The sequence below is a fragment of the Streptomyces sp. adm13(2018) genome (assembly GCF_008042145.1).
In the GTDB taxonomy this organism is placed as follows: Bacteria; Actinomycetota; Actinomycetes; order Streptomycetales; family Streptomycetaceae; genus Streptomyces.
In genome coordinates this window covers 32,805-45,189 of the sequence record NZ_RDBH01000125.1, presented here as the reverse complement: position 1 = coordinate 45,189, position 12,385 = coordinate 32,805, and the positions used below count along the sequence as shown (strand labels likewise).

At 73.6% G+C, this 12,385-nt stretch carries 8 protein-coding genes and 1 tRNA gene; all 9 read left to right on the top strand.

Features of this window, described 5'->3' with window-relative positions; all coding sequences use genetic code 11:
- Positions 1 to 278: 278 nt before the first annotated feature.
- A complete protein-coding gene (locus tag EAO70_RS15935; protein ID WP_148003640.1) occupies positions 279 to 476 on the top strand; it encodes a hypothetical protein in 198 nt (65 codons plus the stop codon).
- A gap of 237 nt (positions 477 to 713) precedes the next feature.
- Entirely contained in the window at positions 714 to 3,572 is a 2,859-nt protein-coding gene (gene topA, locus EAO70_RS15930; RefSeq protein ID WP_148003639.1) for a type I DNA topoisomerase, read from the top strand.
- Between the two features lie 258 nt (positions 3,573 to 3,830).
- Entirely contained in the window at positions 3,831 to 7,244 is a 3,414-nt protein-coding gene (tmk, locus tag EAO70_RS15925; RefSeq protein ID WP_187283910.1) for a dTMP kinase, read from the top strand.
- Positions 7,245 to 7,342: 98 nt separating this feature from the next.
- Complete coding sequence (locus EAO70_RS15920; RefSeq protein ID WP_261992892.1) at positions 7,343 to 8,281, top strand: ABC transporter ATP-binding protein; 939 nt, start codon at positions 7,343 to 7,345, stop codon at positions 8,279 to 8,281.
- Positions 8,206 to 8,379: a hypothetical protein gene (locus EAO70_RS37960; RefSeq protein ID WP_187283909.1), complete on the top strand. Its 174-nt coding sequence runs from the start codon at positions 8,206 to 8,208 to the stop codon at positions 8,377 to 8,379. The genes EAO70_RS15920 and EAO70_RS37960 overlap by 76 nt, the downstream gene beginning before the upstream one ends.
- A 102-nt stretch (positions 8,380 to 8,481) precedes the next feature.
- Positions 8,482 to 9,684, top strand: a complete 1,203-nt coding sequence (locus EAO70_RS15915) for a DNA polymerase III subunit delta' (protein ID WP_148003638.1) — start codon at positions 8,482 to 8,484, stop codon at positions 9,682 to 9,684.
- Between the two features lie 215 nt (positions 9,685 to 9,899).
- Positions 9,900 to 11,450, top strand: coding sequence for an alpha/beta hydrolase (locus EAO70_RS15910; RefSeq protein ID WP_148003637.1), 1,551 nt, complete (start codon positions 9,900 to 9,902; stop codon positions 11,448 to 11,450).
- Positions 11,451 to 11,535: 85 nt separating this feature from the next.
- Positions 11,536 to 11,609, top strand: a tRNA-Thr gene (locus EAO70_RS15905).
- Positions 11,610 to 11,845: 236 nt separating this feature from the next.
- Complete coding sequence (locus EAO70_RS15900) at positions 11,846 to 12,313, top strand: hypothetical protein (protein WP_187283908.1); 468 nt, start codon at positions 11,846 to 11,848, stop codon at positions 12,311 to 12,313.
- Positions 12,314 to 12,385: the final 72 nt, after the last annotated feature.

Sequence of the window (12,385 nt, the reverse complement as noted above, 5' to 3'; positions counted from 1 at the left end):
GTCGTGCTCGACGTCGACGCCGAGGCGGCGCACCTCGCCGGTGTACTTCTCGGGCACCTCGGCGGCGCCGCTCGGGAGGTCTCGGATGTGCCCGACGCTCGCCTCGACGATGTAGCCGGGACGTGCGAGAAGTGAGGGGTGGGTCACTACCGGCCATCTTCGTGAAACCGTACGGGACGCTCCTCGTCGTTCACCCGGAATTCGTACGCAAGACGCCGCGGGGTGTCAGCCTCGGCAGCGGGGGAACACACCGCACGCGGACGGAACGGGGTACGGGCATGGAGAGCGGGCCGGCGATCTTCGCGGGAACGGCGTTCACGCTGTTCGGAGGCGCGCTGCTGCTGTGGACCACCGTGCGGACACTGCACCGCGAGCCCGTCGCGCACGGGGTCGCCCCGCGCGCCGCCGTCGCCCTGACGAGCCTCTTCGGCGTCGCCTCCCTGCTCCTCGGAGTCTGGTGCTTCGGCCGCCTCTGACCCCCCGCTGCCTCTCCTCCTGATCTTGCCGCGCCCCGCCCGGGCGGGAGTCCGGGCGGCAGGAATGCCAGGACTCGGGTTACCGTTCGAGTGGCCGTTGCGGGCTTTCGCCGTTTGACACGGGGGCGGGTTGTACCGTCACACTCCGCAGCGACGGGAGCGTCACCGTCCGTGCCGCTGCCGTGCGTGCCAGCGCCGTACGTGCCCGAGAGTGTCGATCCGGAGAGAAGAGCGAAGTTGTCCCCGACCAGCGAAGCCGCACACGGCGGCCGCCGACTCGTCATCGTCGAGTCGCCTGCCAAGGCGAAGACGATCAAGGGTTACCTCGGCCCCGGCTACATCGTCGAGGCGAGCGTCGGGCACATCCGAGACCTCCCGAGCGGCGCCGCCGAGGTGCCCGAGAAGTACACCGGCGAGGTGCGCCGCCTCGGCGTCGACGTCGAGCACGACTTCCAGCCCATCTATGTCGTCAACGCCGACAAGAAGGCGCAGGTCAGGAAGCTCAAGGAGCTGCTGGCCGAATCCGACGAGCTCTTCCTCGCCACCGATGAGGACCGCGAGGGCGAAGCCATCGCGTGGCACCTCCAGGAAGTCCTGAAGCCCAAGGTCCCGGTCCACCGGATGGTCTTCCACGAGATCACCAAGGACGCGATCCGCGAGGCCGTCGCCAACCCGCGCGAGCTGAACCAGCGCATGGTCGACGCCCAGGAGACCCGCCGCATCCTCGACCGCCTGTACGGCTACGAGGTCTCGCCGGTCCTGTGGAAGAAGGTCATGCCCCGGCTCTCCGCCGGCCGTGTCCAGTCCGTCGCCACCCGTCTCGTCGTCGAGCGGGAGCGCGAGCGCATCGCGTTCCGCTCCGCCGCGTACTGGGACCTCACCGGCACCTTCGGCACCGGCCGCACCGGTGACGCCTCCGACCCGTCGCAGCTGGTCGCCCGGCTCGCGACGGTCGACGGCAAGCGGGTCGCGCAGGGCCGTGACTTCGGCGCCGACGGCCGGCTGAAGAGCGACAGCGTCCTCCACCTGGACGAGGCGAACGCCCGCGCCCTGGCCGCCGCGCTCGCCGACACCGCGTTCGCGGTGCGCTCGGTCGAGTCGAAGCCGTACCGCCGCTCCCCGTACGCCCCCTTCCGCACCACCACCCTCCAGCAGGAGGCGAGCCGCAAGCTGGGCTTCGGTGCGAAGGCGACCATGCAGGTGGCGCAGAAGCTGTACGAGAACGGCTTCATCACCTACATGCGTACGGACTCCACGATCCTCTCCGACACCGCCGTCTCGGCGGCGCGGGCGCAGGTCACGCAGCTGTACGGCGCCGACTACCTGCCGGAGAAGCCGCGCGTCTACGCGGGCAAGGTCAAGAACGCCCAGGAGGCGCACGAGGCGATCCGTCCTTCGGGTGATCGTTTCCGCACTCCGGCGGAGACCGGTCTGACCGGTGACCAGTTCCGGCTGTACGAGCTGATCTGGAAGCGGACCGTCGCCTCCCAGATGAAGGACGCGACCGGCAACAGCGTCACCGTGAAGATCGGCGGCCGCGCCGCCGACGGCCGTGACGCCGAGTTCAGCGCCTCCGGCAAGACGATCACCTTCCACGGCTTCATGAAGGCGTACGTCGAGGGCGCCGACGACCCGAACGCGGAGCTCGACGACCGCGAGCGGCGCCTGCCGCAGGTCGCCGAGGGCGACGCGCTGACCGCCGAGGAGATCACCGCCGACGGGCACGCGACCAAGCCGCCGGCCCGCTACACCGAGGCCTCGCTGGTCAAGGAGCTGGAAGAGCGCGAGATCGGCCGCCCGTCGACGTACGCCTCGATCATCGGCACCATCCTCGACCGCGGCTACGTCTTCAAGAAGGGCACGGCCCTCGTGCCGTCCTTCCTGAGCTTCGCCGTCGTCAACCTCCTGGAGAAGCACTTCGGCCGGCTCGTCGACTACGACTTCACCGCCCGCATGGAGGACGACCTCGACCGCATCGCGCGCGGTGAGGCCCAGTCCGTGCCGTGGCTGAAGCGTTTCTACTTCGGCGAGGGCGAGGCCGGTACGGCCGCCTCCGGCGGCGCCGCGGACGCCGGCAACGGCGACGGGGACCACCTCGGCGGCCTCAAGGAGCTCGTCACCGACCTCGGGGCGATCGACGCCCGCGAGATCTCCTCGTTCCCCGTCGGCAACGACATCGTGCTCCGCGTCGGCCGCTACGGCCCGTACGTCGAGCGCGGCGAGAAGGAGGCCGAGGGCCACCAGCGCGCCGACGTCCCCGAGGAGCTCGCACCCGACGAGCTGACCATCGAGCTCGCCGAGGAACTGCTCGCCAAGCCGAGCGGCGACTTCGAGCTGGGCGCCGACCCGGTCAGCGGCAACCAGATCGTCGCGAAGGACGGCCGCTACGGCCCGTACGTCACCGAGATCCTGCCCGAGGGCACCCCGAAGACCGGCAAGAACGCGGTCAAGCCGCGCACCGCCTCCCTCTTCAAGTCGATGTCCCTCGACACCGTCACCCTGGAGGACGCCCTCCGTCTGATGTCCCTGCCCAGGGTCGTCGGCGCGGACGCCGAGGGCGTCGAGATCACCGCGCAGAACGGCCGCTACGGCCCGTACCTGAAGAAGGGCACGGACTCGCGGTCGCTCACCGAGGAGGCGCAGCTCTTCACGATCACCCTCGACGAGGCCCTCGCGATCTACGCCCAGCCGAAGCAGCGGGGCCGGGCCGCGGCCAAGCCGCCGCTGAAGGAGCTGGGCACCGACCCGGTCAGCGAGAAGCCCGTGGTCGTCAAGGACGGCCGCTTCGGCCCGTACGTGACGGACGGCGAGACCAACGCCACCCTGCGGACCGGCGACAGCGTCGAGGAGATCACGCCGGAGCGCGGGTACGAGCTCCTCGCGGAGAAGCGCGCCAAGGGGCCGGCGAAGAAGACCGCCAAGAAGGCTCCGGCCAAGAAGGCGACCACCGCGAAGAAGACGGCCACCAAGACCGCGGCGAAGAAGACCACGACCGCGGCCAAGAAGACGGCGGCGAAGAAGACGACGACCGTCAAGAAGGCGACGGCCGCGAAGACGACCGCCGCGAAGAAGACGGCGGCGGCGAAGCCGGAGTAGTCGGCTCGCCGGCGGCCGGTTCGACCGGAGCAGTCGGTTCGCGAGCGGGTCGGTCCGAGTCGGCGGGGCCGGTTCGTGGGCGGTCGGTCCGAGCTGGCGTAGTCGGTTGGTGGCCGGTTCGTGGACGAACGTTTCGGCGGGGGTGGGGGCGGTTGCCTCCACCCCCGTTTTTCGGCCATGTGTAGGTCCTGTCACAGGCTCGTCCGGATGTTCGGTCGGAGGCCACGGGGACCGAGGCCGTCCGGATAGGGTGGACGGATGACGCGAGCAGAGCAGCCAGACCGCCTCGTCGATTCCGACGCCGCACTCGTCGCGGATTCCAGGGAGCGTGCCGTACGTGCCCTGTTGCGCCATCAGCCACTGCGCAGGTTGTGGAGCGCCCAGCTCGTCGGCAGTACCGGCGACGCGCTCGCCCTCCTCGTCCTCGTCCTCCTGGGCTTCCAGGCGGCCGTCGCCGAGGACGCGTTCGGCGGGGACTACCGAGGGGCCGCGTTCGCCGTGGCCGCCGTCGTCGGCGCCCGGCTGCTCGCCTCGGTCCTCTTCGGAGCCGTCCTCCTCGGACCGCTGACCGCCCTGACCGGGCCCAAGGGCACGCTCGACCGGCGCTGGACCATGATCGGCGCCGACGGCGTCCGGATCGCGCTCCTCGTCATCGCGCCGCTCTGGATCGACTGGACCCCCGGCAGCGCCCTCTGGTACCTGCTCGGCACCGTCTTCGTCACCGGCGCCGCCGAACGGCTCTGGACCATCAGCCGCGAGGGCGCCGCCCCCGCGCTGCTGCCCGCCCCGCCGATCGAGGGCGGAGCCGTACGACCGCTGCCCGACCACCTCGGCGCGCTGCGCCGACTCTCCCAGCGCACCGGCTTCCTCGCCGTCCCCGCCGCGGCCGTCGTCCTCCTCGTCGCCACCCTGATCGGCAACCTGCTCGGCGCCGGGATCGACTGGTTCTCGCTGCACCAGGCCGCCCTCGCCTCGTACGTCGCCGCCGGCCTGTTCGCCGCCTCCGTCACCGTCCTGTACGCCATGGCGCTGCCCGGCGGTGAGACGCCCCGGCCCCGCTCCCCCCTGGAGGGCCTGCGCCGGCCGACCGACAAGGGCGCCGAGGGAGGCGTCGAGAAGGGCCGCACCGGAGCCCTCTCGCTGCTCGTCCTCACCTGCGCCACCGTCGCCGGAGCCATCACCGCGGCCGCGTCCGTCGCCGTCCTGCACGCCGACGACCTGGGCGGCGGGCCCGTCACCTACGCGCTGCTCGTCCTCGCGCTCAGCGGCGGCACCGCCGTCGGCATCCGGACCGCGGGCTCCGTCCTGCCCGTCCTGTCCCGCCGCCGGCTGCTCGCGCTCGTGACCGCCGTGACCGGCGTCGCCCTGATCGCGATGGGACTGGTCCCGGACACCGCGACCGTGCTGTTCCTCGCCGTCCTCGCCGGCTACGCCGCCGGCGTCGCCGCGAACACCGGACACACCCTCGTCGACCAGGAGACCGAGGAGCCCCGCCGGGCCCGGACCACCGAGCACCTCCAGGCCACCGCCCGCGTCGGCATGGCGGTCGGCGCGCTCGCCGCGCCGCTGCTCGCCGCCGCCATCGGGCCCCACCGGCTCGCCTCCGACTCGGGCAGCTTCGTCTTCGACCACGGCGGCGCGGCCTTCACGCTCGCCCTGGTCGGCGCCCTGCTGCTGCCGGTCGCCGCCCTCGTCCTCGCGAAGACCGACGACCGGGCGGGCGTCCCGCTCCGCCGTGACCTCCGCGACGCGCTGCGCGGCTCCGACCCGGCGCAGGCGCCCTCCCCGACCGGCTTCTTCATCGCCCTGGAGGGCGGCGACGGCGCCGGCAAGTCCACCCAGGTCCAGGCGCTCGCCGACTGGATCCGGGCCAAGGGCCACGAGGTCGTCGTCACCCGCGAGCCCGGCGCCACCCCCATCGGCAAGCGCCTCCGCTCGATCCTCCTCGACGTGTCGTCGGCGGGGCTCTCGAACCGCGCCGAGGCCCTGCTGTACGCGGCCGACCGCGCCGAGCACGTCGACTCCCTCGTCCGGCCGGCCCTGGAGCGGGGCGCGATCGTCCTCTCCGACCGCTACATCGACTCGTCCGTCGCCTACCAGGGCGCCGGCCGGGACCTCTCGCCGACCGAGATCGCCCGCATCTCCCGCTGGGCGACCGACGGACTCGTCCCGCACCTGACCGTGGTCCTCGACGTCTCCCCGGAGACCGCGAGGGAACGGTTCACCGAGGCGCCCGACCGCCTGGAGTCCGAGCCGCCGGAGTTCCACGCGCGCGTGCGCGCCGGGTTCCTCGCCCTCGCGGCGGCCGACCCCGGCCGCTACCTCGTCGTCGACGCCGGCCAGGAGCCCGAGGCCGTCACCACCGTCGTGCGCCACCGGCTCGACCGCATGCTGCCGCTCTCCGAGGCCGAGGTGAAGGCCGTCGAGGAGGCCCGCCGCAAGGCCGAGGAGGAGGCCCGCCGCCGCGCCGAGGAGGAGGCCGCCCGCAAGGCGGAGGAGGAGCGCCTGGAGCGCGAGCGGCAGGCGCAGCTCGCCAAGCTCCGCGCCGAGGAGGAGGAGCGCAAGCGGCGCGAGGAGGAAGAGGCGCGCCGTCTGGAGGCCGAGCGCCAGGCGGAGGAGGCCCGGCGCAAGGCCGAGGAGGCCCGTGTCGCCGCCGAGGAGGAGCGCAGGCGCCTCGCCGCCGAGGAGAAGGCCCGGCTGGAGGAGCAGGAGCGGCTCCGCAAGGAGGCCGAGGAGGAGGCCCGGCTGCGGGCCGAGGCCGAGGAGCGCCGCCTGGAGAAGCAGCGCAAGGCCGAGGAGGCCCTGCTCCGCGCCGAGGAGGCCCGCCGGATGGCCGAGGCCGCCGCTGCCGCGAAGGCGGCGGAGGAGGCCGCGGCGAAGGTCGCCGCGGAGAAGAGCGCAGCCGAGAAGGCCGCCAAGGCGGCGGCCGAGCGGGCGGCCGCCGAGCGCGCCGAGGCGGAGGCCGCCGCGGCCCTCCGCGCCGAAGCGGCGAAGGCCGCCGCCGAACGGGACGCCGCCGACAGGAAGGCGGCCGCGGAGACGAAGGCCGCCGCCGAGGCGAAGGCGGCCCGCGCCAAGGCGGATGCCGAGGCCGAGGCGGCACGGCAGCGGGCCGAGGCGGTCGAGCTCTCGGCCAACGAGATCACCCAGCCGACGCCGATCGTGAAGCCCGACGCCCCGACCGTCTCGCCCGAGGAGGTCACCGTCGCCACGCCGATCGTGCGGATGACGAAGCCGGAGGCGGAGCCGAAGCCGGCGGCGGGCCGGGAGGCGAAGCCGGGGACGAAGCCCGGGCGGGGAACGAAGCCGGAGCCGGAGGCCGAGACGAGCGTCCTGCCCCGGATCGGCCGGGAGCGCGCCTCCGAGGAGACCACCGTCCTGCGCGCCGTGCGGGAGACCGACGAGACCGCCGTCCTGCCCTCCGTGCGCGACACCCCGTCCGACCCGGTCGACCGGGTGCCGCAGGGCATCTTCCGGGACACCCGGTCCGCCGGGCAGCCGCCGCAGGGCGCGAACGACCGGACCCGCGAGCTGCCCCAGCTCGACGAGAACGGCCGGCCCCGCCGTTCCGACTGGGCCGAGGACACCCCGCTCGACGATCTGCCGACGCTCGCGGACGAGCTGTTCGGCCCGCACGAGGACGAGGACGAGGGCCCGCGGCGCCGTCGCTGACACCGGCGCCGACCTGCCGGAGGGTGTAGCCGGCTCCACCCTCCGGCCGGAAGCCAGCACCATGCCGCTTCGACCTGCGCTTTCCTAGCGTTGTCGGTATGACGACGACTGCTACGGCGACGGCTTCGACGAAGGCGACCGCGACTGCAACTGCGACCGCTTCCGCGGCGGCGACCGCTTCTGCGGCGGCGGGGAGCGGTGTCGCCCCGGACGCCCCGCGCATCCCGGACGCGGCCCTCTCCCTCGACGGGGTGAGCCGGACCTACGGGCGCGGGGCGCCCGCGCTCGACGGGGTGAGCCTGGCCGTGCCGCGCGGCCGGTTCGTGGCGGTGATGGGCCCCTCGGGCTGCGGCAAGTCCACCCTGCTGAAGTGCGCCGCGGGACTCGAACGGCCGACGACCGGAACGGTACGGATCGGGGGCACCGACCTCGCCACGCTGAAGACCGCCGGCCTCACCCGGCTCCGCCGGGACCGCGTCGGCTTCGTCTTCCAGTCGCTCAACCTCGTCTCCGCCCTCGACGTCCGGGAGAACGTCACCCTGCCGCTGCTCCTCGGCGGAGCCCGGGAGGGCCGGGAACTCGACGCCCGCGCCCTCGCGGGACTCGCGGCCGTCGGCCTCGCGGACCGGGCCGGGGACCGGCCGGAGCACCTGTCCGGAGGCCAGCGCCAGCGGGTGGCCATCGCCCGCGCCCTGGTCAACGACCCCGAGGTCGTCTTCGCCGACGAACCGACCGCCGCCCTCGACCCGGTCACCGCTGCCGGCGTCCTCGACCTGCTGCGGCGCGCGGTCGACGAACGGGGGACCACGGTCGTCCTCGTCACCCACGACCCCGTGGCGGCCCGCAGGCCGGTGGCGACATCGCCACCAACATGCTTCCGCCGGCGATCAAGGGTGCCGACCCGAAGGCCGACCCGTACGGCAAGCCCCTACCCCCGCCCTCTCGACACACGGAGACTCCGATGCGCGTCATCTTCTGGCTGCTGCTCACGGCGAGCGTCCTCGCCAACCTCTACGTCAACACCGTCGCCGACCTGACCGGCGGCGCCCACGCCGCGGCGAGCGTCGCCACGGGCACGGTCCTGCTCGGTTCGGCCGCCGGCCTGTGGCTCACCCGCCGCGGCACGGAGGCCTGACGCCGTACGAAGGCCGTCTCCGGCATACCGCGCATGCTTCGCCCGGCAGGGGTTGTCAGAGGACTGCCCCACAATGGAGGGCGTACCTGAGGAGGGGCAGACATGGCCGTATGGGACGACCTGGTCGGACAGGCGAAGGTCGAGGAGCAGCTCGCCGCGGCCGCGCGGGACGCCGACGCGCTCGTGACCGCCCATGTCGCCGGGGAGCCCGCGCCCGAGGCCTCGAAGATGACCCACGCCTGGCTGTTCACCGGACCGCCGGGGTCGGGCCGGGCGACGGCGGCGCGGGCGTTCGCCGCCGCGCTCCAGTGCGTGAGCCCCGACCGCGCCCTGGGCGGCGCGCCGGGCTGCGGCTTCTGCGACGGCTGCCACACGACCCTCGTCGGCACGCACGCGGACGTGGAGATCGTCCGCACGGACCTGCTCTCCATCGGTGTGAAGGAGACCCGCGACCTGGTCCGGCGCGCCCAGCTGTCACCGGCGGGCGGCCGCTGGCAGGTCATCGTCCTGGAGGACGCCGACCGGCTCACCGAGGGCGCGGGCAACGTCCTCCTGAAGGCCGTCGAGGAGCCCGCCCCCCGGACGGTCTGGCTGCTCTGCGCGCCCTCCCTGGAGGACGTGCTGCCCACCATCCGCTCCCGCTGCCGGCACCTGACCCTGCGCACCCCGCCCGTGGACTCCGTGGCCGACATGCTCGTACGGCGGGACGGCATCGAGCCGGAGACGGCGTACGCCGCGGCCCGCGCCACCCAGGGCCACATCGACCGGGCCCGGCGGCTCGCCACCGACGAGCGGGCCCGCGCGCGCCGGTCCGTCGTCCTCAAGCTGCCGCTGCGCGTCGAGGACGTCGGCGGCTGCCTCAAGGCCGCGCAGGAGCTGGTGGACGCGGCGGCCGAGGACGCGAAGCAGGTCGCCGAGGAGGTCGACGTCAAGGAGACCGAGGAGCTGAAGGCGGCGCTCGGCGCCGCGCAGGGCGGGCGGATGCCGCGCGGCACGGCCGGGGCGATGAAGGAGCTGGAGGAGCGGCAGAAGCGGCGCAGGACGCGTACCCAACGCGACAGCCTGGACCTCGCGCTCACCGACCTGACCGGGTTCTACCGTGACGTCCTGGCCCTCCAGCTGCGCTCGCGGTCCGACCTGGCCAACACGGACGTGCGGGACGCGATCGAGCGGATCGCGCGGGACACCACCCCGGAGCGCACCCTGCGCCGCATCGAGGCGGTCCTGTCCTGCCGCGAGGCCCTCGACCGGAACGTGGCACCGCTGCTGGCGGTGGAGGCGATGACGATGGCGCTGCGGGGCTAGGGGGCGTCTCAGGGTTTCCTCCGTGTCGGGCCTCCGTGTCGGTCCTACGTATCGGTCCCCCGTCTCGGTCCTCCGGATCGGTGCGGGTTGGCGGGGGAAGGTACGGGGCCGGCGGGTGGCCCGGGGGGTTCCTCCGGATCGGTCCGGGTTGGCGGGGGAAGCTTCGGAGACCACCGATTGGACACGGTGTGTACCGCTCCGGATACGCTCCGGGAATGGACTCCAGGCGCTTGCTCCGTACGTCCGCCACGGCCCTCGCGGCCGCCGGACTGATCCTCTCCGGCTGCTCGGGCGGAAGCGACGCGGCGGCGTCCCGCACCACGGCGGCGGCCCGGCAGGCCTCGCCCTCCTCCTCGCCCGAGGCGCTGAAGAAGTTCTACGGGCAGAAGCTGAAGTGGCGCGACTGCGGCGTCACGGGCTTCCAGTGCGCGACCCTGCGCGCCCCGCTGGACTACGCGAAGCCGGACGGGGAGCAGATCGACCTGGCGGTCTCCCGGGTCAGGGCGACCGGCCCCGGCAAGCGGCTCGGATCGCTCCTGGTCAACCCGGGCGGCCCGGGCGGCTCCGCCGTCGGCTACCTCCAGGGGTACGCGGGCGTCGGCTACCCCGCCCCCGTCCGCGCCCGCTACGACATGGTGGCCGTCGACCCGCGCGGGGTGGCGCGCAGCGAGCCCGTCGAGTGCCTGACGGGGCCCGAGATGGACACGTTCACGCAGGTCGACCAGACCCCCGACGACCCCGCCGAGGTGAACGCGCTGAGCGCCGCGTTCAAGGACTTCTCCGCGGGCTGCGCGAAGAAGTCGCGGACGATCCTGCCGCACGTGTCCACTGTCGAGACGGCCCGCGACATGGACGTCCTGCGGGCGGTCCTCGGTGACGAGAAGCTGAACTACGTGGGCGCGTCGTACGGCACCTTCCTGGGGGCCACGTACGCCGAGCTGTTCCCGGACCGCGTCGGCCGCCTCGTCCTCGACGGGGCGATGGACCCGTCGCTGCCGGCGATCGAACTCAACCGCGACCAGACGGCCGGCTTCGAGACCTCCTTCCGGGCGTTCGCCGCGGACTGCGTGACCCAGCCGGACTGCCCGCTGGGGACCGGCTCGGTCGAGGCGGCCGGCGAGGCGCTCAAGAAGTTCTTCCGGGACGTGGACGCCGAGCCCGTGCCCACCGGCGAGAGCCGGCCGCTCGGCGAGTCCCTCGCCACCACGGGCGTGATCGCGGCGATGTACGACGAGGGCGCCTGGCCGCAGCTGCGGGAGGCCCTGGCCCGGGCGGTCGACGGCGACGGTGCCGGGCTCCTCGCCCTGGCCGACAGCTACTACGAGCGGGAGGCGGACGGCACGTACGCCAACCTGATGTTCGCCAACGCGGCCGTGAACTGCCTCGACCTGCCGGCGGCGTACGGCGGCCCCGCCGACGTCGCGAAGGCCGTCCCCTCCTTCGAGAAGGCCTCCCCGATCTTCGGCCGCGGCCTGGCCTGGGCGGCCCTCAACTGCACCTCCTGGCCCACCCCGCCCACCGGCGCCCCCCACCGCATCACCGCGGAGGGCGCGGCGCCGATCCTGGTCGTCGGCACCACCCGCGACCCGGCCACCCCGTACGAGTGGGCCCAGTCCCTGTCCGGCCAGCTCTCCTCCGGCACCCTCCTCACCTACGAGGGCGACGGCCACACCGCGTACGGCCGGGGCAGCGACTGCATCGACACGGCGATCAACACCTACCTCCTGGAAGGCACCCCTCCGGCAGACGGAAAGCGCTGCTCATAGGCCCTGTGCGGGGGTGGTCGGAGCATCCTGGGAAACTGTGTAGACTTGGCGTCGCTGCTGCACCCACCATGGGTCCGGACGGCGCGCCGCCTTAGCTCAGTTGGCCAGAGCAACGCACTCGTAATGCGTAGGTCTCGGGTTCGAATCCCGAAGGCGGCTCAGAGAAGGCCCAGGTCACGTATCCCTTGACCTGGGCCTTTCTGTGTTGTCCAGCCCTCGGGGCGGGCGCTGGAGGGTCGGCCTGCTGCGATGCGTGCCCCTTGCGTGCCCGTGAGGTCGGCGACCGGCCGCGGTGGAGGACCGTCCCGCGGGTGGCTTGTCCATCGACCGGTGGACGGGAGGTTCCATCGGTCGGGGCTGCCCGGGGGTGGCGGGTGCGTCGACAGCATGGGGGCATGACGAATCTTCCTGTACGTACGGCCCGTTGGAGTGCCGGGCATCCCTGGCGTGCGATCGTCGGGTGGTTCCTGTTCGTCGCTCTGTGCCGCGCGGCGGGGATCTGCGTCGGTGGCAATCCCGCCACCAGTGAGGACTTCCGCATCGGCGAGGCCGGGCGGGCCGAGGCGTTCGCCGCCGAGGGCGGGATGCAGCAGCGGCCGCTGGAGCGGGTGTTGATCTCCGCCGCTCCCGGCGCCGGCCGCCTCGACCCCGGCGCGGCCGACGCCGCCGCCCGGGACATCGGCGCGCGGATGCGGAAGCTGCCCGAAGTCCTGTCCGTCGCACCCGCCGTCCGCGCCGCCGACGGCACCGCCGTGCGGATCGACGTGACCATGAAGGGCGCCGAGCTCGACGGCCGCACCCACGCGGTGGTCGTCGCCCTCGAACGGGGTCTGCTGGTACGCCCGGAGCGGCACGGTCGGTAGCCCCGCCGCGGCCGGATCGTGGGAGGCACCCAATGGTCCGCCCGGTGGGCGGGGCTACCGACCGTGCCGCTC

Bases quoted from the DNA above. Each gene is read 5' to 3' on its own strand.
- EAO70_RS15910 (WP_148003637.1), top strand. From the start codon at position 9,900: ATGGACTCCAGGCGCTTGCTCCGTACGTCCGCCACGGCCCTCGCGGCC.
- EAO70_RS15915 (WP_148003638.1), top strand. From the start codon at position 8,482: ATGGCCGTATGGGACGACCTGGTCGGACAGGCGAAGGTCGAGGAGCAG.
- EAO70_RS15935 (WP_148003640.1), top strand. From the start codon at position 279: ATGGAGAGCGGGCCGGCGATCTTCGCGGGAACGGCGTTCACGCTGTTC.
- tmk (WP_187283910.1), top strand. From the start codon at position 3,831: ATGACGCGAGCAGAGCAGCCAGACCGCCTCGTCGATTCCGACGCCGCA.
- EAO70_RS15920 (WP_261992892.1), top strand. From the start codon at position 7,343: ATGACGACGACTGCTACGGCGACGGCTTCGACGAAGGCGACCGCGACT.
- EAO70_RS15900 (WP_187283908.1), top strand. From the start codon at position 11,846: ATGACGAATCTTCCTGTACGTACGGCCCGTTGGAGTGCCGGGCATCCC.
- EAO70_RS37960 (WP_187283909.1), top strand. From the start codon at position 8,206: ATGCGCGTCATCTTCTGGCTGCTGCTCACGGCGAGCGTCCTCGCCAAC.